This is a genomic window from Nocardia altamirensis NBRC 108246 (assembly GCF_001612685.1).
Lineage (GTDB): Bacteria > Actinomycetota > Actinomycetes > Mycobacteriales > Mycobacteriaceae > Nocardia > Nocardia altamirensis.
On record NZ_BDAY01000063.1, the window covers coordinates 23,768 to 42,126 of the forward strand.

Sequence of the window (18,359 nt, forward strand, 5' to 3'; positions counted from 1 at the left end):
GATGCCACGCCCACCCGCCACCGGCCACCTGCGCGGTGGCCTGGTGGGTGTGCTGGTCGGGTCGCTCGCCGTCGCCGCGCACGGCAGCGCAGGCGGCGGCTTCGCCGGGTCGGCCGAGCTGACGGTCGTGTTGCTGCTCGCAGGGGCCGCCGGGTGTGCCGCGAATGTGCTTGCCGCCGGACGTGGTTCGACGCTGCTGTGGCTCGGGCTCGGCCAGCTGGCCTGCCATCTCGCGTTGACCGGCCTGCTTGGTCACGACCATCCGGCGCCGGAAACCGCGCTGCTGCCGACCGGCTGGATGCTGATCGCGCATGCCGTAGCCATACTCGGTGCCGCGCTGCTGATCTCGGTCGCCGAGCGGCTCTACGCCGTGGCGTCCAGCGCGGTGCGCGCGGTACTCACCGAGGTGCGGCCTGCCCGCGTGCTCGAACCGGCAGGCTGGGCCAATCCCGGTCTCCCGCACTACTTCTTCGCTCCGAACGGTGCCATCGGCCCGCGTGCGCCGCCGCGGCAGGCCTGACCAGCCACCGCACACCCCTTCGGACAGAAAGCCTTTCGATGTACCGTTCGATTTCGCGCGCCACCGGCACCGCCGCGTCCGCCGCCGCCCTTGTGCTGCTTGCCTGCGGCACCGCCGCCGCCCATGTCAGCGTCGACGCCCCTGGCGCACAGCAGGGCAAGTACTCGGTCGCCACCTTCCGGGTGCCCACCGAATCGGAGACCGCGAGCACCACCGCGCTCACCGTCACCATCCCCAACCTGAAAAGCGCACGCACCGAGCCCATTCCCGGCTGGTCGAGCAAGGTCGAGAAGAACGACAAGGGCGAGGTCACCGCGATCACCTGGACCGCGGAACCCGGCAACCCCGGCGTCGGCCCCGGCCAGTTCCAGCGCTTCGCGCTCTCGCTCGGCCCGCTGCCCAAGCAGGACGCGGTCAGCTTCCCGGCCAAGCAGACCTACAGCGACGGCAAGGTCGTCGAGTGGAATCAGCCCGAGGGCAAAGACGGTGCGGAGCCGGACCATCCGGCGCCGTCGCTCACCCTGGCCAAGGGCAGCACCAGCGATGATCACAGTGCCGACACCGCAACCACCACCGCCGCCGACGACACCGACGACACCGCCCGCTGGCTCGGCGGCATCGGCCTCGCACTCGGCGTGCTCGGCGTCGCACTCGGCCTCGGCAACGTGATCCGGGCCAGGCAGTCATGACCCGGCGGTTACTCACCGCTCTGGTGGCCGGGTTGTTCCTGCTCGGATTCGGTGTCGCCGCAACGGGAACCGCCGCCGCGCACTCCGCCCCGACCGGCAGCGTGCCGGACGACGGCGCGAACATCGACAGCGGGCCCGCGCGGGTCAGCATCACCTTCAACGAGGAGCTGCAGCCGAACTTCCCGTCGCTCACCGTGGTCGGCCCGGACGGCAACCTGTGGTCCAAGTCGACGCCGACGGTCGACGGCAAGACGGTCAGCGTCGAGGTCGGCGAGCTCGGACCGGCCGGCGAGTACACGGTCGCCTACCGGGTGACCTCCGCCGATGGGCATCCGGTCACCGGCAAGCGGCATTTCACGCTCCGCAAGGCGGGCACCGGAACCCCCGGCCCCAAGCCGACGGCCAAGGGAGCCGACGGCGACAAGGACAGCTCCGGCGGAATTCCGTTGTGGGTCTTCATCGTCGGCGCCGTCGTCCTGTTCGGTGGCGGGCTGGCGTTCGCCCTGTTCGGCGGCAGGAGCCGGAAACCGAAGTCGTGACGGGACGGACGATCGGCGGCCGAGGCGGTGCGCGGCCGAGTACCGTGCGCGCACCGTGGTCGGTGCTGCTGATCGTCCCGGCCGGGCTGCTCGGCGTGCTGCTCGCCTGGGTGCTCACGCTGCCTGCGCCGTTCGCCGCCGAGTCGGTGGCCAGGGTGCTCGCCGACGGCGCGGGCGCGACGGTGCTCGGGCTCGCCGCACTGCCGCGGCTGCAGCCGCGGCTCGAACCGCCGTGGCGGTTGCTCGCCGTGCTCGCCGGATTCTGGTGCGGCACCGAGTTCGCGGTGCTGGTGTTCGAGGCCGCTCAGGTGGTCGGCGTGCCGGTGGGCGGGTTGCGGGCGAACCAATTCGGCAACTACCTGATCGATCTCAGCGGCGGACAGGTCGGCATCGCCATCCTGTTCGGGGTCGGCGCGGTCGCCTGTTATGCGGCGGTGGCGTTCCGGCGGGCCGACATCGCGTCCACCGACCTGGTCCTCGTGTTCGCCGCGGTCGCGCTGGCGCTGCGGCCGATCACCGGGCACATGTCGCAGCAGACCTTCGGCTCGGTGCTCGCAGCCGTGCACGCGCTGGCGGCGGGCGCCTGGTTCGGGTTGCTCGTCGCGCTCGCGTTGGTGGTGCGCACCCGCGGCGAATGGGCGACAGTGCTGCCGCGCTATTCGGCGGTGGCGCTACCGCTGGTCGCGACGGTGGCGGTGACCGGGCTGCTCAACGGGCTGGTCAGGGTCGGCGGGATCACACCGTTCGTCGAGACCGGCTACGGGCGCATCCTGCTCGCGAAAACCCTTGTGCTGCTTGGCCTGCTCGCGTTGGGCTGGTGGTGGCGGCGCAGTTGGGTGCGCCTGGCAGCGGACCATCGGGTGACCGCAGCAGCGTCGCTGCGCAGGGCCGTCGTCGAAGTGGTGGTGATGGCGCTGGCATTCGGGCTGGCCGCCACCCTCGCGGTCACCGCGTAGCGCGGCGCTGACCAGGCAGCCGAGATCGACACCGGTTACTGTTTTCGCATGACCGAAGTGAAGATCGTCGAGGACTGTGCCGCGTCGGCGGAGTCCGCGTTCGCCTACGTGAACGACTATCAGAACCTGCCGCGCTTCCTGTACGGAATCCAGTCCTTCACGCCGGTCGGCACCCAGACGGTCGGCGTCGGCGCGACCTTCGACGGTCACATCAAGCTCGGTCCCGCCTCGCTGAAGTCGCGCATCGAGGTGGTCCGCTGGGAAGAGCACGCGGCCATCGCGGTGAAGTCGATCAAGGGCTTCGACGTCGAATCGACCTTCCTGTTCCGCCCCAAGAGCGATGCGCTGTGCACCGTCGACGCGATCGTCGACTTCAAGGTCGGCAGCGGACTGGCCGGACGCGCGCTCGGCAAGACCATCGAACCGTTCGTGAAGATCGCGGTGCAGCACACCACGCACCACCTGATCACCCAGATCGTCGCCTTCCACGCGTCCCGCGAATCCGGGCAATCCGTGCACTGATCCGGTTGCACTGGCGGCCGTCGGCCCTGGATGCTGGTCCGATGAGCGCGACACCGTCCTTCGTCCAGCGCCTCGGCTACATCGGTGGCCGCACCCTGCCCGCATCGATGGCGGACTGGGTGCGCGAGGACCTGGTCGGACGCGGCGCGACCCGGCGCTATCTGCTGCGCATCCTGCTGCCGATCATCCCCGTGCTGATGGTGTTCCTGCTGCTGCCCGGCCCGCTGTGGATGGGGCTGGCGATGATGGCGCTGCTGTATCTGCCGCTGATCTATTTCACGGTGGCGTTGATGTATGTCTACCGGCGGCATCGGCTGATCAAGCACGGCCTCGATCCGGCGCTGGCCGATGCAGCGGCCCGGCGCAAAGCCGAGCCGGAACGCCTCGCCTACGAGCGCAGGCACGGCCGAGGTTGACGGCTCAGCAACCTAGCGGTGACCAATGCCACAGGCATAGCCTTGACGTATGAACACCCCCACCATCAGGCAGCGGATCGCCTACGATCTGGGCCGCGAGCTCCCCGAGGGGCTACACGAGTGGGTCATCCGCGACCTCGTCGGACACGGGGCCATGGAACGCTATCTCGTCCGGTTCCTCGGGCCGGTCATTCCGTTCTTCGCCCTGGTACTGCTCTTTCCGGGCCCGATGCCGCTGAAGATCGGCTTGATCGTGATGATGATCGTCCCGTTGATCATCTTCACCGTGGCGCTCAGCTATGTGTGGCGCCGCTTCCGTCTGGTCCAGCACGGATTGAATCCCGCGCTGGTCGACCGCGCCAAGTTCTCCGAACACGATCGCGAGATGTACGAACTGCACTACGGACACCGCTAGCTACCGTCCAGGCGATCGACCTCACAACGGGAGTGGCCCTCCCGGATGTGTCGCTGGGCCATCCCTAAGCTGAGCCCGTGACCGAATCCAAGGATTTTGTAGCCACTGCCGACCTAGCCGACGAGATCGGCCCCGAGATCCGCAGCTGCGACACGCAGTTCATCCAGTTCGGTGGGCGCGCGGCGTTCGCGGGCCGCATCACCACCATCCGCTGCTTCCAGGACAACCTGCTGGTCAAGCAAACCCTCGGCGAGCCTGGCCAGGGCAAGGTGCTCGTCGTCGACGGCGGCGCGAGCGTGCACACCGCGCTGGTCGGCGACATCATCGCAGGCCGCGGCGTTGACAACGGGTGGGCCGGGGTCATCGTCAACGGCGCGGTCCGTGACTCGGCGATCCTGCGCACCCTCGACATCGGCGTCAAGGCGCTCGGCACGAACCCGCGCAAGAGCACGCAGACCGGCGCGGGCGACCGCGACGTACCCGTCGAGTTCGGCGGTGTCACCTTCGTTCCCGGCGACATGCTCTACAGCGACCACGACGGCGTCGTGGTGCGCGCCGAGAACTGAAAGTAGGGGTCAGACAGCCACTCTGGCCTTGTGACCGGCGAGGGCGACGACGTCCCCGATCTGTAACTGGCGCCCGCGGCGTAGTTCCACCTCGTCGTTCACCCGCACCAGGCCGGAGGCGATCACTGTCTTGGCCTCGGAGCCGGATTCGATCAGGTTGGCCAGTTTCAGGAACTGACCGAGCCGAATGACGTCGTCATCGATCGGTACATCGACTGGTTCTGACATGAGATACATCCTTACCGGGCAGCCGTAAACGGTAAACATCGGGTCGCGGACGCGCAGACGATCCGCGCGTAACCGACATGCCCGGGTGGTCTTCGAGCACCCGGACGGCGGCACCGTACACACTGGTTCAGTGACCACCACGCAAGCCCGGCAACACCTGATCGAACCGCCAGCGGACAGACCGACCCCACCAGTCCCGCATCGAGGGCACGGACGACTCGCCGAAGTCCCGCATATCGCGGGTCTGGTACTCGGGGTGTTCGCGGTGGCGTGTTTTCTGTGGAGCCTTTCGCCGGGGCTGCGTTTCCTGACCCAGGTGCCGCGCCGCTACGTCGACAACTACTACTTCGACGCGCCGGACACCAATCTGATGTGGGCGCTCATCATCGGCCTGCTCGCCGGCGCGCTCGCCAGCCGCAAGCGCATCGCCTGGTGGTTGTTACTCGGCTACGTGTCGCTGTACGCGTTCGCCAACGGATGGGAGTTCGCCGACACCGGCAATATCCACGCCCTGGTGGCGATGATCCTGCATCTCGTGGTGATCGGGGTGCTGCTCTCGTCCTGGCGCGAGTTCTACACGAGGGTGCGCCACGGCGCGGGCTGGAAGGCGCTCGGCGTGCTGGTCGGCGGCCTGGCGGTCGGCTGCCTGCTCGGCTGGGGCCTGGTCGAGTTGTTCCCCGGCACGTTGCCGAGCGGCGTGCAGCGGCCCGGCTGGGCGGTGTACCGGGTGACGGCCGCGGTGCTGGTGGACAACGAACACTTCGACGGCCATCCGCGCCCGTTCGTCAATCTGCTGCTCGGCCTGTTCGGCGCCATCGCGCTGCTGGCCGCGGTGATCATCCTGCTTCGCTCGCAGCGCGCGGCGAACGCGATGACGGGCACCGACGAGTCCGCGATCCGCGGTCTGCTGGAGCGCTCCGACGTCGAGGATTCGCTCGGCTACTTCGCGACCCGGCGCGACAAGGCAGTGGTGTTCGCGCCGAGCGGCAAGGCGGCGGTCACCTATCGCGTCGAGCTCGGCGTCTGCCTGGCCAGCGGCGACCCGGTCGGCATTCGCGAGGCCTGGCCGCAGGCGATCGATGCCTGGTTGCGGATGGCCGACGAATTCGGGTGGGCGCCAGCGGTCATGGGCGCGAGCGAGATCGGCGCGACGGCCTACCGACGGGCCGGGCTTTCCGTCATCCGGCTCGGCGACGAAGCCATCCTGGACACCAGGACCTTCTCGCTCGCAGGACCGGAGATGAAGCCGGTCCGGCAAGCCGCCAACCGGTTGCGCAAGCACGGCATCACCGTCCGGATCCGCAGGCACAGCGACATTCCGGCCGAGGAGTTCCCCAGCGTGATCGCGCGCGCGGATGCCTGGCGCGACACCGAGACCGAACGCGGCTTCTCGATGGCGCTCGGCAGGCTCGGCGATCCGCTGGACGGGGACTGCCTGCTGGTCGAGGCAGTGAACGCACAGGACCGGGTGCTCGGCATGCTGTCGCTGGTGCCGTGGGGCCGCACCGGCGTCTCGCTCGAGCTGATGCGCCGCGACCCGCACGGGCCGAATGGCGTGATGGAGCTGATGATTTCGCAGCTCGCGCTCAACTCCGAGCAGCACGGCATCACGAAGGTGTCGCTGAACTTCGCGGTGTTCCGCTCGGTGTTCGAGGAGGGCGGCCAGATCGGCGCTGGCCCGGTGCTGCGGCTGTGGCGCGGTGTGCTGCTGTTCTTTTCGCGCTGGTGGCAGCTGGAGGCGCTGTACCGCTCCAACGTGAAATACCAACCGCATTGGGAGCCGAGGTTTTTCCTGTTCGAGGAGCGCAGGCACCTGCCGCGGGTCGCGGTCGCTGGCGCACTCGCCGAGGGCTTCCTGCCACGCTTCGGCAAGGAACCGGAGACGATCGTGCACACCGGCGCGCACAGCGCCGTGCCCGCGACGATGGTCGGCCTGCACGCCGACGGCAGCCCGCCCGACCTCGAGCACATCGAAGGTCAGGAGCAGCGGCCGCGGCGACCCGAGCAGGTGCGGGTGCGGATGGACAAGCTGGATCGGCTCGCCGCATCCGGCGTCGAGGCCTATCCCGTCGCCTACCCGCCGACCCATTCCGTCGCAGGCGCACGACAATCGCCGCGCGGCACCACCGTCCGGGTCTGCGGCAGGCTGCTGCGCATCCGCGACTACGGCGGCGTGATCTTCGCCGTGGTGCGCGACTGGACCGACGACATCCAGCTGGTCATCGACCGCGACCGGGTCGGCGTCGAACGCAGCGCCGAGTTCACCGAATTCTTCGACCTCGGCGACCTGATCGAGGTGAGCGGGCAGATCGGCAGCAGCAGGCGCGGCGAACTCTCGCTGCTCGCGGCGGACTGGCGGATGCTCGGCAAATGCCTGCATCCGTTGCCGGACAAGTGGAAAGGCCTGTCCGACCCCGAGGCTCGGGTGCGCCAGCGCTACGTCGACATGGCGATCAACGCCGAGACCAGGGAGGTGCTCGCCAAGCGCAGCGCGGTCGTCCGTTCGCTGCGTGACTCGTTGCACGCCAAGGGTTATCTGGAGGTGGAGACGCCGATCCTGCAGCAGGTGCACGGCGGCGCCAACGCCACCCCGTTCCGCACCCACATCAACGCCTACGACCTCGACCTGTATCTGCGGATCGCGCCCGAGCTGTATCTCAAGCGGCTGTGCGTCGGCGGCATGGAGAAGGTGTTCGAGATCGGCAGGACCTTCCGCAACGAGGGCGTCGACTTCAGCCACAATCCGGAGTTCACCATCCTCGAGGCGTACGAGGCGCACAGCGACTACGAGCGGATGATGCACGTGTGCCGCCAGCTCATCCAGCAGGCGGCAGTCGCGGCCAACGGGGCGATGGTGGCGTTGCGGCCCAAGGGCGACGGCACTTTCGAGGAGGTGGACATCTCCGGCGATTGGACGGTGAAGACCGTGCACGGCGCGGTGTCCGAGGCGATCGGCGCCGAGATCACCCCGCAGACCGAGCTCGACCAGCTGCGCGAGCTGTGCGACAAGGCCGAGGTGCCCTACCAGCACGGCTGGGACGCCGGGCAGGTAGTGCTGGAAATGTACGAGCACCTGGTCGAAGCCAACACCGAGGCGCCGACGTTCTACATCGACTTCCCCACCTCGGTGTCACCGCTGACGCGCGCGCACCGCTCGATCGATGGCGTCACCGAACGCTGGGACCTGGTCGCCTGGGGCGTCGAACTCGGCACCGCCTACAGCGAACTCACCGATCCGGTCGAGCAGCGCCGCAGGCTCACCGAGCAGTCGATGCTCGCGGCCAACGGCGACCCGGAGGCGATGGAGCTCGACGAGGACTTCCTGCAGGCGCTCGAGCACGCAATGCCGCCGACCGGCGGGCTCGGCATGGGTGTCGACCGGGTGGTCATGCTGATCACCGGGCGCAGCATCCGCGAAACGCTGCCCTTCCCTCTGGTGAAACCGCGCTGATCGGGTCATTGCGCTGAAGGGTTCACAGGTGACGAATCGGACAGCTACCCTAAGAAATTCGGGCCGGGGCGGAGCGAGAAAGTTCGGTCCGGAGGATCGCCCGATACCTGAAATGGGGTTGAAAATGTACCTTGACCTGCTGGCCAGCGCATCCTTGGTGGATCACAGCGTCTGGACCGACCCGAACGTGTTGGCCTCGACGCTCGAGTACTCGGCAAAGAAGAAGAAAAGCAGCAGCGGACTGATCATCGGCGGCATCTGCTGCCTCCTGGTCGTCGTCGCGATCGTCGGCGGCATCTACCTGATCACCAAGCGCAAGAAGAACCAGTAGCTTCCAGCCCACCGAACGGCCCGGCTCGCCCCGCGAACCGGGCCGATTCGCGTGCCCATGGCAGCGTGGATATCTACGCAAGATCAGCACCGCCAACTGCCGTGTCCCGCGCTGATGGGGCAGAGTGGGCGTGTGCAGTTGATTCTTGTTCGTCATGCTCAGCCGGTTCGGATCATGAATGTGGAAGGGCCCGCCGACCCTGAGCTAGCGCCCGTCGGGCTCGAGCAGGCCGAGCGGGTGCCTGGGGCGTTGGATCACCATCGGATCAGCCGGGTGGTGAGCAGTTCGCAGCGGCGGGCGCTGGATACGGCGGGGCCGACCGCGGCGAAGGTGGGGCTCGGCGTCGACGTCATCGCCGATCTGGCCGAATACGATCGGGACCTGCCTGCCTACATCCCGATCGAGGACGCCAAGGTCGAGTTCAAAGAGGTGTACGAGCAGATCAAGGCGGGGTATTTTCCGCCGCAGATCGACGGCAAGGCGTTCAAGTCGCGGGTGCTCGACGCGGTCGCCGAGATCGCGGCGACCACCGATCCGGCCGACACCGTTGTCGCCTTCACGCACGGCGGCGTGATCAACGTGCTTCTGCAGGAAGTGCTCGACTTGGAACTGCCGCTGACCTTTCCGATCGACTACTGCTCGATCACCCGAGTCCTGTTCTCCCGCACCGGACGTCGCACCGCGGCGACGGTGAACGAGAACGGACACGTCTGGGATCTGCTGCCGCGCAACATCAAGTCCTGAGCCGTTCACAGACGACTGCCAGGGACGTCGCACCGCCGTCCCAGCGACGGAGCCTTCGATGGGATCGGTGAGCCGCCACACCCGCGGTTCACCGTTCGAGAGAAAGGAACTCCGTGTCGCTCTCCAGGAAGCCGACGCAGTGGCGTCGTCGCCTCACCAGGGTTGCCGTGGCAGGCGCGTTGATCGCGCTGCCGCTCGGCGCCCTCGCGGCCACCGCTTCGGCGGACACCCAAGACCCGACCACCGCCGCGGTGGCACCCGTCGATCAGGACGGCAGCGATATCAGCGGGCATCCGCACGGACCCGATTGGCAGTCGGGGCAGCATCGCGATGGCCCGCGCGGCCAACACCACCACCGCAACGGGCCGTGGCACGGCAACGGTGACCGGCCGCAGCCCGGTGACGCGCCGCAGTTCCAGCAGTTCCAGCAACTGCTGCCGCCGACCGGTTCCGGTTAGTCCGCACGAAAAGCGAAGGCCCACCTCCCGATCGGGAGGTGGGCCTTGCTAGATCGAGACCTGGATCAGGCCATGCCTGCGATCCAGTTGTGCATCCAGGAGATGGCGGTCTGGCCGCCACCGACCGGGTAGCTGCCGTACAGGGTGTGCGCCTGCGACTTGTAGAAGCGCTCCAGATCCTTGGCCCGCTGCTCGTTCGCCGACTCGGTCAGCTGCGACTGCAGGGTGGGCACACCGCCGCTGGCGAACAGATCGTTCATGATGTTGCCTGCTTCGATCTGGTACCGCCACATGTTGGCCGGGTTCGCGTCCGACGCCTGCGCCAGGAAGCCGGCGAACCGGGTGACGAAGTCGTCGGGCGCGGTCGCGCAGTACAGGTCGTCGAGCGCGCAGATGCTGCGGGTGCGGTCGCTGATCCAGCCGAAGCCGCCGACCCTGGCGCCGCCTGCGCCTGCGCCGGGCGCAGGCACGCCGACCTGAGTGTCGGTCGGGGAACGGCGCGGATCGGAGATCAGTCCGACGCCCGCGATCCGGTCCGGCGCCACGACGCTCTGCCCGCTGCCGATCTCGGCGGCGAGGTCGCCTGCGGCGTCAGCGCCCTGGCTGTAGCCGACGAGCGCGATCTTCGTTGCGCCGCATTCCTGTGCCATGTCGGAGATCAGGCCGCGCGCGTTGTCGACGGCTTCCTTCTTCGACTTGCCGTATACCTCGCCCTCCCACGGGAAGGCGGTCGCGGCGTAGGTCACGTAGTCGACCTCGGTCGACCTCGGCAGATTCCTGGTGACGCCAGCCAGCATGCCCGGCTGCGGCTTCTTGTCCTTGCCGGTCTCCCACGTCCCCGGGATGGCCACCACGTACAGGCTCGGGCACCCGGGCGCGGCGCTCACGGAGCCGGTGCCGAATACCAAGCCGGACAACACCGTCGCGGATGCACCCAGAGCCGCGACTACCTTTTTCAACTGCATTCCGCTCCAGTCCAAAAACATGCCTCTCGCGAGAGCACCCTCGACAAGTTGCGCACCAATGCTGAACCCGACGAATGACGTTTCAGTGCACGCTGGGTTAACACGAGCCACCCACCGTTGTGCCGCCTGCAACCCCAACCCTCATCCCAAGATCAGCAGCACGACGGCATCACAATAAAGGTAGGAAGCCGCGTGCGCCATCCGAACCCCCGCCGATGTCCAATTTCCGACAGCGCCCCAAACATGCAGTTACCCACCACATCCCGACCCCACACGCCGACCCCGCAATCAATCCGCCTAGCAGCGAATTCATAGCTACCGCGACACGCCGAAGGCATCCCGGACTACTCCGCTGACGCCACCGCACCCGAAAACACATCCGCCGGACATGAACTCCGCGCGGAATCCAATCCAGAATCCGAAGCGGCATGTTCATCACCCCGCCCCGCGCACGCCACAAAACACCCGGTTTCGCGCGCGCCCGAACAACACGAATCCGTCATAGCAAACAGCCATGGACCACACCGACTCGACCGGAAAGACACCGGCGAAGAAATGTGAACCATCTGGAATTCGCTAATGAACAAAGGCGCCTGAGGACATCGCTGTCCACAGGCGCCTTATTCCGCTCCGGTAAGAGAGGGTTCAGTTCATCGCTGGGCGACCATGGTCGGGGTGATCGGGGCCGGGAGCGCCGTCTCACCCTCCAGGAAGCGGTCCACCGCGGCGGCCGCGGCGCGACCTTCGGCGATGGCCCAGACGATGAGAGATTGACCGCGGCCCATGTCGCCCGCGACGAAGATGCCGGGGATGTTGGTCGCCCAGTTCTTGTCGCGCTGGACATTGCCGCGCTGGTCGTAGCCGACGCCGAGATCCTCGAGCAGGCCCGGCTTCTCGGGACCGGTGAAGCCCATGGCGAGCAGCACCAGGTCCGCCTCCAGCGTGAAGTCGGTGCCTTCGACCTTCTCGAAACGGCCGTTGACCATCTTCACCTCGTGCGCCTGCAGGCCGGTGACCTTGCCGTCCGCACCGACGAAACGCTCGGTGTTGACGGAGAACACCCGCTCGCCGCCCTCCTCGTGCGCCGAGGACACCCGGTACATGAGCGGGTAGGTCGGCCACGGGGTCGAGGTGGCGCGCTCCTCCGGCGGCCGCGGCATGATCTCGAACTGGTGGATGCTCTCCGCGCCCTGCCGGTGCGAGGTGCCGAGGCAGTCGGCGCCCGTGTCGCCACCGCCGATGATGACGACCTTCTTGCCCTTCGCGTGGATGGGCGGCAGGCCGTCGGCGTCGGTGACGTCGTCGCCGAGCTGCACCCGGTTGGCCCACGGCAGGAACTCCATGGCCTGGTGGATGCCGTCGAGTTCGCGACCGGGGATCGGCAGGTCACGCGCCAGGGTGGCGCCGCCGGACAGCACGACCGCGTCGAACTGCTCGCGCAGCTGCTCGGCGGTGATGTCGACGCCGACGTTCACCCCGGTCTTGAAGATGGTGCCCTCGGCCTCCATCTGCGCCATCCTGCGGTCGATGAACCGCTTCTCCATCTTGAATTCCGGGATGCCGTAGCGCAGCAGGCCGCCGATGCGGTCGGCGCGCTCGTACACGGTCACGGTGTGGCCAGCCCTGGTGAGCTGCTGTGCCGCGGCCAGACCGGCCGGGCCGGAGCCGACGACGGCGATCTTCTTGCCGGTCAACCGAGTCGGGTAGACCGGGGTCACCCAGCCCTCGTCGAAGGCGTTCTCGATGAGCTCGACCTCGACCTGCTTGATGGTCACCGGATCCTGGTTGATGCCGAGGACACAGGACGCCTCGCACGGCGCGGGGCACAGCCGCCCGGTGAACTCCGGAAAGTTGTTGGTCGCGTGCAGCCGATCGATGCCCTCACGCCACTGGCCCTTGTAGACAAGGTCATTCCACTCGGGGATCAGGTTGCCGAGCGGACAGCCGTTGTGGCAGAACGGGATACCGCAGTCCATGCACCGGCTGGCCTGACGCTGCAGGGTGTCGTGCGCGAAACCCTCCTCGTAGACCTCTTTCCAGTCCATCAACCGCAGCGGCACCGGCCGACGGGTCGGCAGTTCCCGAGAGGTGTGCTTCAAAAATCCTTGCGCGTCAGCCACGAGCGGCCTCCGTAATCTTGCCGGTGAACATCGGACTCAGCTTCTGAATGCGTCGCGTGCTAGCCACGGGCCGCCTCCATGATCGCTTCGTCGACGTCCTTGCCTGCCTTCTCCGCTTCCGAGATGGCGAGCAGAACCTTCTTGTATTCGCGCGGCATGACCTTCACGAAGTGGTTCACCTGCTGCGACCAGTCGCCCAGAATGCGTTCCGCGACAGCCGAACCCGTCTGGTCGCGGTGCTGGGTGATGATGTCGCGCAGCCAGGTGAAGTCGTCACCGGAGAGCTGCTCGACCGCGTCGGCCTGCTCGATGTTGAGCTTGTCCTCGAAGGTGCCGTTCGGGTTGTAGATGAATGCGACACCGCCGGACATGCCAGCGCCGAAGTTGCGTCCCGTCTCCCCGAGGATGACGACGCGGCCACCGGTCATGTACTCGCAGCCGTGATCGCCGACGCCCTCGACGACCGCGGTGGCGCCGGAGTTGCGCACCGCGAACCGCTCGCCGACGACACCGTTGATGAACGCCTGGCCGTTGGTGGCGCCGAACAGGATCACGTTGCCCGCGATGATGTTCTCTTCCGCCTTGAACTCGGCAGGTGCGTTCAGCGACGGGCGCACAACCAGGTGGCCGCCCGAAAGCCCCTTGCCGACATAGTCGTTCGCGTCACCCTGGACCCGAAGCGTGATGCCCGCGGGCACGAAGGCGCCGAAGCTGTTGCCCGCCGAGCCGGTGAAGGTGATGTCGATGGTGTCGTCGGGCAGGCCCGCGCCACCGTAGAGCTTGGTCACCTCGTGGCCGAGCATGGTGCCGACGGTGCGGTTCACGTTCGTGATCTTGGTTTCGAACTTCACCGCCTGGCCGCGCTCGAGCGCATCGCGGCTCTGCGAGATCAGCTGCTGGTCCAGCGCCTTGTCCAGGCCGTGGTCCTGCGTCTTGGTGCAGCGCCGGTCCTGGTACATGAACGCGGTCTCGACGTCGTCGAGGATCGGCGACAGGTCGAGCTTGCTGGCCTTCCAGTGCTGCTTGGCCTTGGCGGTGTCGAGCAGGTCGACCCGGCCGATGGCCTCGTCCAACGTGCGGAAGCCCAAGAGCGCCAAGTGTTCCCTGACCTCTTCGGCGATGAACAGCATGAAGTTCTCGACGAATTCCGGCTTGCCGGTGAAGCGTTCGCGCAGCACCGGGTTCTGCGTCGCGACACCGACGGGACAGGTGTCGAGGTGACAGACCCGCATCATGATGCAGCCGGACACCACCAAAGGCGCAGTGGCGAAACCGTATTCCTCGGCGCCGAGCAGCGCCGCGATCATCACGTCGCGGCCGGTCTTCATCTGACCGTCCACCTGCACGACGATCCGATCGCGAAGTCCGTTGAGCAGCAACGTCTGCTGGGTCTCGGCCAGGCCGAGCTCCCACGGGCCACCCGCGTGCTTGAGCGAGGTGAGCGGCGAGGCGCCGGTGCCACCGTCGTGTCCGGAGATCAGCACCACGTCCGCGTGCGCCTTGGACACACCGGCCGCGACCGTGCCGACGCCGGGCTCCGCAACAAGTTTCACGTGAATCCGCGCCTGCGGGTTCGCGTTCTTCAGGTCGTGGATCAGCTGCGCCAGGTCCTCGATCGAGTAGATGTCGTGGTGCGGCGGCGGCGAGATCAGGCCGACGCCCGGCGTCGAGTGCCGCACCTCGGCGACCCACGGGTACACCTTGTGCGCGGGCAGCTGGCCGCCCTCGCCGGGCTTGGCGCCCTGCGCCATCTTGATCTGGATGTCGGTGCAGTTGGTCAGGTAATGCGCGGTCACGCCGAAGCGGCCGGAGGCAACCTGCTTGATCGCGCTGCGCCGCCAGTCGCCGTTCTCCTCCGGCTCGAAGCGCGCGGGCGATTCGCCGCCCTCACCCGAGTTCGACCGTCCGCCGAGGCGGTTCATCGCGATCGCGAGGGTCTCGTGCGCCTCCGCCGAGATGGAGCCGTAGCTCATCGCGCCGGTGGAGAACCGCTTCACGATCTCCGAGGCGGGCTCGACCTCGTCGATGGAGATCGACGCGCGTTCCTTCTTGAACTTGAACAGGCCGCGCAGCGAGGCAAGCCGCTCGGACTGGTCGTCGACCAGCTTGGTGTACTCCTTGAAGATCGAGTACTGACCCGAGCGGGTCGCGTGCTGCAGCTTGAACACGGTGTCCGGGTTGAACAGGTGGTACTCACCCTCGCGCCGCCACTGGTATTCGCCGCCGACCTCGAGCTCGCGATGCGCGCGCTCGTTGCGGTTCTCCAGGAACGCGATCCGGTGCCGCTCGGCCACGTCGGCCGCGATGTCCTCGAGGCCGATGCCGTCCAGGTGCGAGCGCAGACCGGTGAAGTACTCGTCGGCCAGCTCCTGCGACAGGCCGATCACCTGGAACAGCTGCGCGCCGGTGTAGGACGCCAGCGTGGAGATGCCCATCTTGGACATCACCTTCAGCACGCCCTTGCTCGCGGCCTTGTTGTAGTTGGCGACCGCCTTGCTGAAATCGGCCACGTGATCGCCGGTGCTGCCCGGCATGTCGAGCAGGCCGCGCTCCATCATGTCCTCGATGGTCTCGAAGGCCATGTACGGGTTGATCGCGGCCGCGCCGAAGCCGACCAGCATCGCCATGTGGTGCACCTCGCGGGCGTCACCGGCCTCGACGACCAGGCCGACCATGGTGCGGGTGCGCTCGCGCACCAGGTGGTGGTGCACCGAGGAGGTCAGCAGCAGCGACGGGATCGGCGCCAGCTTCTCGTTCGACTCACGGTCGGACAGCACGACGATCCGCGCTCCGCCGTCGATGGCGGCCGACACCTGGGTGTTGATCGCCTTGAGCGCCTTGCGAAGTCCCTTGCCGCCCTTGGCGACCGGGTAAAGACCACGCACGATCACCGAACGCAGCTCGGGCTGGGAGCCGTCGTCGTTGATGTGCACCAGCTTGGCCAGCTGGTCGTTGTCGATGATCGGCGATTCGATGGCGATCTGCTTGCACGACTCCGGACCTGGGTGCATCAGGTCGGCCTCCGGGCCGATGGCCCGGCGCAGGCTGGTCACCACCTCTTCCCGGATCGCGTCCAGCGGCGGGTTGGTGACCTGCGCGAACAGCTGGGAGAAGTAGTCGAACAGCAGCCGAGGCCGCGACGAGAGCACCGCGATCGGGGTATCGGTGCCCATCGAGCCGAGCGCCTCGCCGCCGGTCTTGGCCATCGGCGAGATGAGCAGGTTCAGTTCTTCGTTGGTGTATCCGAAGATCTGCTGCCGGATCAGCACCCGGTCGTGCGACATGTGCACGTGCGGGCGGTCTGGCAGGTCCTCGAGCTTGGTCACACCCGCGTCCAGCCATTCCTGGTACGGGTGCTCGGCCGCAAGCTGGGTCTTCAGCTCGTCATCGCCGACGATGCGGCCCTGCGAGGTGTCGACCAGGAACATGCGGCCGGGTTGTAGTCGGACCTTGCGGACCACCTTCGACGGGTCGATGTCGAGCACGCCGACCTCGGAGGCCATCACGACCAGGCCGTCCTCGGTGATCCAGATGCGGCTCGGGCGCAGGCCGTTGCGGTCGAGCACAGCGCCGACAACGGTGCCGTCGGAGAAGCACACCGAGGCGGGGCCGTCCCACGGCTCCATCAGCATCGAGTGGTATTCGTAGAACGCGCGCCGGCGCTGATCCATCGTCTCGTTGCGTTCCCACGCCTCGGGGATCATCATCAGCACGGCATGGGGCAAGCTGCGGCCGCCGAGGTGCAGCAGTTCGAGCACCTCGTCGAAGCGCGCGGTATCGCTCGCCCCCGGGGTACAGACGGGGAAGATCTTCTCCAGCCGGTTGTTGCCCGCGGAGTCGATGCCGAAGATGTCTGAACGCAGCAGCGCCTCGCGCGCCCGCATCCAGTTCTCGTTGCCGGTGACGGTGTTGATCTCGCCGTTGTGCGCGACCCGGCGGAACGGGTGGGCCAGCGGCCAGGACGGGAAGGTGTTGGTGGAGAAGCGCGAGTGCACGATGCCGAGCGCCGACTCCACCCGGCTGTCCTGCAGGTCCAGGTAGAACGCGCGCAGCTGCGGCGTGGTGAACATGCCCTTGTAGACGAAGGTCTGGCCGGACAGGCTCGGGAAGTACACCGACTCCTTGCCGACGGCGCCCTCGCCGGAGCCTGCCTTGCCGAGCTCGTGCTCGACCCGCTTGCGGATCACGTAGGCCCGGCGCTCCAGATCCATCCCGGAGAGTTCTTCGGCCGCACCCCTCGGAGAGCCGATGAAGATCTGCCGGAAGGTCGGCATGGCGTCGCGCGACAGCGCGCCGAGCGACGACTCGTCGATCGGCACCTCACGCCAACCGAAGACCTCGAGGCCTTCTTCCTTGACGATTTTCTCCACGCCGTACGCGGCACGCGCGGCTTCCCTGCGGGCCTGCGGCAAGAAGGCGATGCCGGAGGCGTAGGAGCCCTCCTTCGGCAATTCGAAGTCAACGACGGCCCGGAAGAAACGGTCGGGAAGCTGGATCAGGATGCCTGCGCCGTCACCACTGTTGGGTTCAGCGCCTGCGGCACCACGGTGCTCCAGGTTCAACAGAGCCGTAATAGCCTTGTCGACGATGTCGCGGCTGCGGCGGCCGTGCATGTCGACGACGAACGCGACACCGCAGGCGTCGTGTTCGTTCGCCGGGTCGTAGAGCCCGACGGGTCCAGGTGACCGGTGGCCAGGAAGTTGCATCATGCCTCTGCCTTCAAGAAGGGCGTTCGACGAAATAGAAAGGCCCAATTTCGCCTGAATGCCTCCGTACAAGACTGCGCCCGTACGTTCCGAAACCAGCCGCGCTGATGGTCTCAGTGTTCGATTGGCGGTGCTCTCGGGCTCTGCGTGGTTACGCAAGCTTCCGCCTCCGAGCCTGACGTTCGCACCGCGCTGTGCAGTCACGTCTCCAGTTGTTTCACCCGCTTCAGGGACGTAGTGGGTGCTCGTCGGTAACGGATCCCTTACAAGATCCTTACCTCCGCGCGGGTTCCCGCCCGTTACGCTGAGCACCGGTTAGGAGCTGCCCGAGCGGGCGAGTCTGCCGACCATTCTGTGTTCGGCGTAAGAGCAAACGATAAGTCAGGTCCGGGGCCCAACCAACTTAGGTTGTACTAATAACGGGGTCTAGCTGGGCTTCTTCAATTCGGTCCTCCACGTGTGCGCGTTGTCCAGTGTAAAGCAGCGGGCACCCCATGATCGATCCCGCGACGCCGGGCTTCGGTCGACGACAGCCGGCACATGACAGCCGTCCCAAACCTCGCGAATCGGGCACGAAACCGCTCTCACCTGCATCGAAGATGATTTCCCTTGCTCAGCACCCGGCAAACCATCCAGCGGTGGCTAACTCGAAACCGGGCTGGATGAGATAAATCCGACAGGGGTCGTGACGAGCCAGGAGCAGGATCCGACCGTCCGGGTTCTTTTGGCAGCT

The 18,359-nt window shown here is 67.1% G+C and carries 16 protein-coding genes; 12 read left to right on the plus strand and 4 right to left on the minus strand.

Features of this window, described 5'->3' with window-relative positions; translation table 11 throughout:
- The first annotated feature begins 1 nt into the window (after position 1).
- The 8 genes from NA11_RS29495 to rraA all read left to right on the plus strand — a co-directional run bounded on the left by NA11_RS29495 (position 2) and on the right by rraA (position 4,623).
- Complete coding sequence (locus NA11_RS29495) at positions 2-520, plus strand: hypothetical protein (protein WP_069165303.1); 519 nt, start codon at positions 2-4, stop codon at positions 518-520.
- Between the two features lie 38 nt (positions 521-558).
- The gene (locus NA11_RS29500; protein WP_069165304.1) at positions 559-1,209 is read left to right on the plus strand and encodes a YcnI family copper-binding membrane protein; all 651 of its coding nucleotides are present in this window, start codon (positions 559-561) and stop codon (positions 1,207-1,209) included.
- Entirely contained in the window at positions 1,206-1,748 is a 543-nt protein-coding gene (locus NA11_RS29505) for a copper resistance CopC family protein (RefSeq protein ID WP_069165305.1), read from the plus strand. Before NA11_RS29500 ends, NA11_RS29505 begins: the two co-directional genes overlap by 4 nt.
- On the plus strand, positions 1,745-2,704 hold the full coding sequence (locus tag NA11_RS29510; protein ID WP_084655180.1) for a CopD family protein: 960 nt from the start codon (positions 1,745-1,747) through the stop codon (positions 2,702-2,704). Before NA11_RS29505 ends, NA11_RS29510 begins: the two co-directional genes overlap by 4 nt.
- 48 nt (positions 2,705-2,752) lie before the next feature.
- The gene (locus NA11_RS29515) at positions 2,753-3,226 is read left to right on the plus strand and encodes an SRPBCC family protein (RefSeq protein ID WP_069165306.1); all 474 of its coding nucleotides are present in this window, start codon (positions 2,753-2,755) and stop codon (positions 3,224-3,226) included.
- 41 nt (positions 3,227-3,267) lie between these two features.
- Positions 3,268-3,642 carry a DUF5313 family protein gene (locus NA11_RS29520; RefSeq protein ID WP_069165307.1) on the plus strand — a complete coding sequence of 125 codons (375 nt, stop codon included), beginning with the start codon at positions 3,268-3,270 and terminating at the stop codon, positions 3,640-3,642.
- 49 nt (positions 3,643-3,691) lie between these two features.
- On the plus strand, positions 3,692-4,057 hold the full coding sequence (locus tag NA11_RS29525) for a DUF5313 family protein (RefSeq protein WP_069165308.1): 366 nt from the start codon (positions 3,692-3,694) through the stop codon (positions 4,055-4,057).
- Positions 4,058-4,134: 77 nt separating this feature from the next.
- On the plus strand, positions 4,135-4,623 hold the full coding sequence (gene rraA, locus NA11_RS29530; protein WP_069165309.1) for a ribonuclease E activity regulator RraA: 489 nt from the start codon (positions 4,135-4,137) through the stop codon (positions 4,621-4,623).
- Between the two features lie 9 nt (positions 4,624-4,632).
- Here rraA and NA11_RS29535 read toward each other — a convergent pair whose 3' ends face one another.
- The gene (locus tag NA11_RS29535; RefSeq protein WP_069165339.1) at positions 4,633-4,851 is read right to left on the minus strand and encodes an RNA-binding S4 domain-containing protein; all 219 of its coding nucleotides are present in this window, start codon (positions 4,849-4,851) and stop codon (positions 4,633-4,635) included.
- Positions 4,852-4,981: 130 nt separating this feature from the next.
- Here NA11_RS29535 and lysX point away from each other — a divergent pair, with 130 nt between their 5' ends.
- From lysX to NA11_RS29555, 4 genes are all read left to right on the plus strand, one after another.
- Entirely contained in the window at positions 4,982-8,302 is a 3,321-nt protein-coding gene (lysX, locus tag NA11_RS29540; RefSeq protein ID WP_069165340.1) for a bifunctional lysylphosphatidylglycerol synthetase/lysine--tRNA ligase LysX, read from the plus strand.
- Between the two features lie 112 nt (positions 8,303-8,414).
- The gene (locus NA11_RS29545; protein ID WP_069165310.1) at positions 8,415-8,633 is read left to right on the plus strand and encodes a hypothetical protein; all 219 of its coding nucleotides are present in this window, start codon (positions 8,415-8,417) and stop codon (positions 8,631-8,633) included.
- Positions 8,634-8,765: 132 nt separating this feature from the next.
- Positions 8,766-9,377 carry a histidine phosphatase family protein gene (locus NA11_RS29550; RefSeq protein WP_069165311.1) on the plus strand — a complete coding sequence of 204 codons (612 nt, stop codon included), beginning with the start codon at positions 8,766-8,768 and terminating at the stop codon, positions 9,375-9,377.
- A gap of 113 nt (positions 9,378-9,490) precedes the next feature.
- A complete protein-coding gene (locus NA11_RS29555) occupies positions 9,491-9,835 on the plus strand; it encodes a hypothetical protein (protein ID WP_174567754.1) in 345 nt (114 codons plus the stop codon).
- A gap of 65 nt (positions 9,836-9,900) precedes the next feature.
- Here the strand turns inward: NA11_RS29555 and NA11_RS29560 are convergent, their stop codons facing one another.
- The 3 genes from NA11_RS29560 to gltB form a co-directional block, all read right to left on the minus strand.
- Positions 9,901-10,800 carry a cutinase family protein gene (locus tag NA11_RS29560; RefSeq protein WP_167837761.1) on the minus strand — a complete coding sequence of 300 codons (900 nt, stop codon included), beginning with the start codon at positions 10,798-10,800 and terminating at the stop codon, positions 9,901-9,903.
- A gap of 650 nt (positions 10,801-11,450) precedes the next feature.
- A complete protein-coding gene (locus NA11_RS29565) occupies positions 11,451-12,920 on the minus strand; it encodes a glutamate synthase subunit beta (RefSeq protein WP_069165313.1) in 1,470 nt (489 codons plus the stop codon).
- 59 nt (positions 12,921-12,979) lie between these two features.
- On the minus strand, positions 12,980-17,629 hold the full coding sequence (gene gltB / locus NA11_RS29570; RefSeq protein WP_069165314.1) for a glutamate synthase large subunit: 4,650 nt from the start codon (positions 17,627-17,629) through the stop codon (positions 12,980-12,982).
- Between the last annotated feature and the right edge of the window lie 730 nt (positions 17,630-18,359).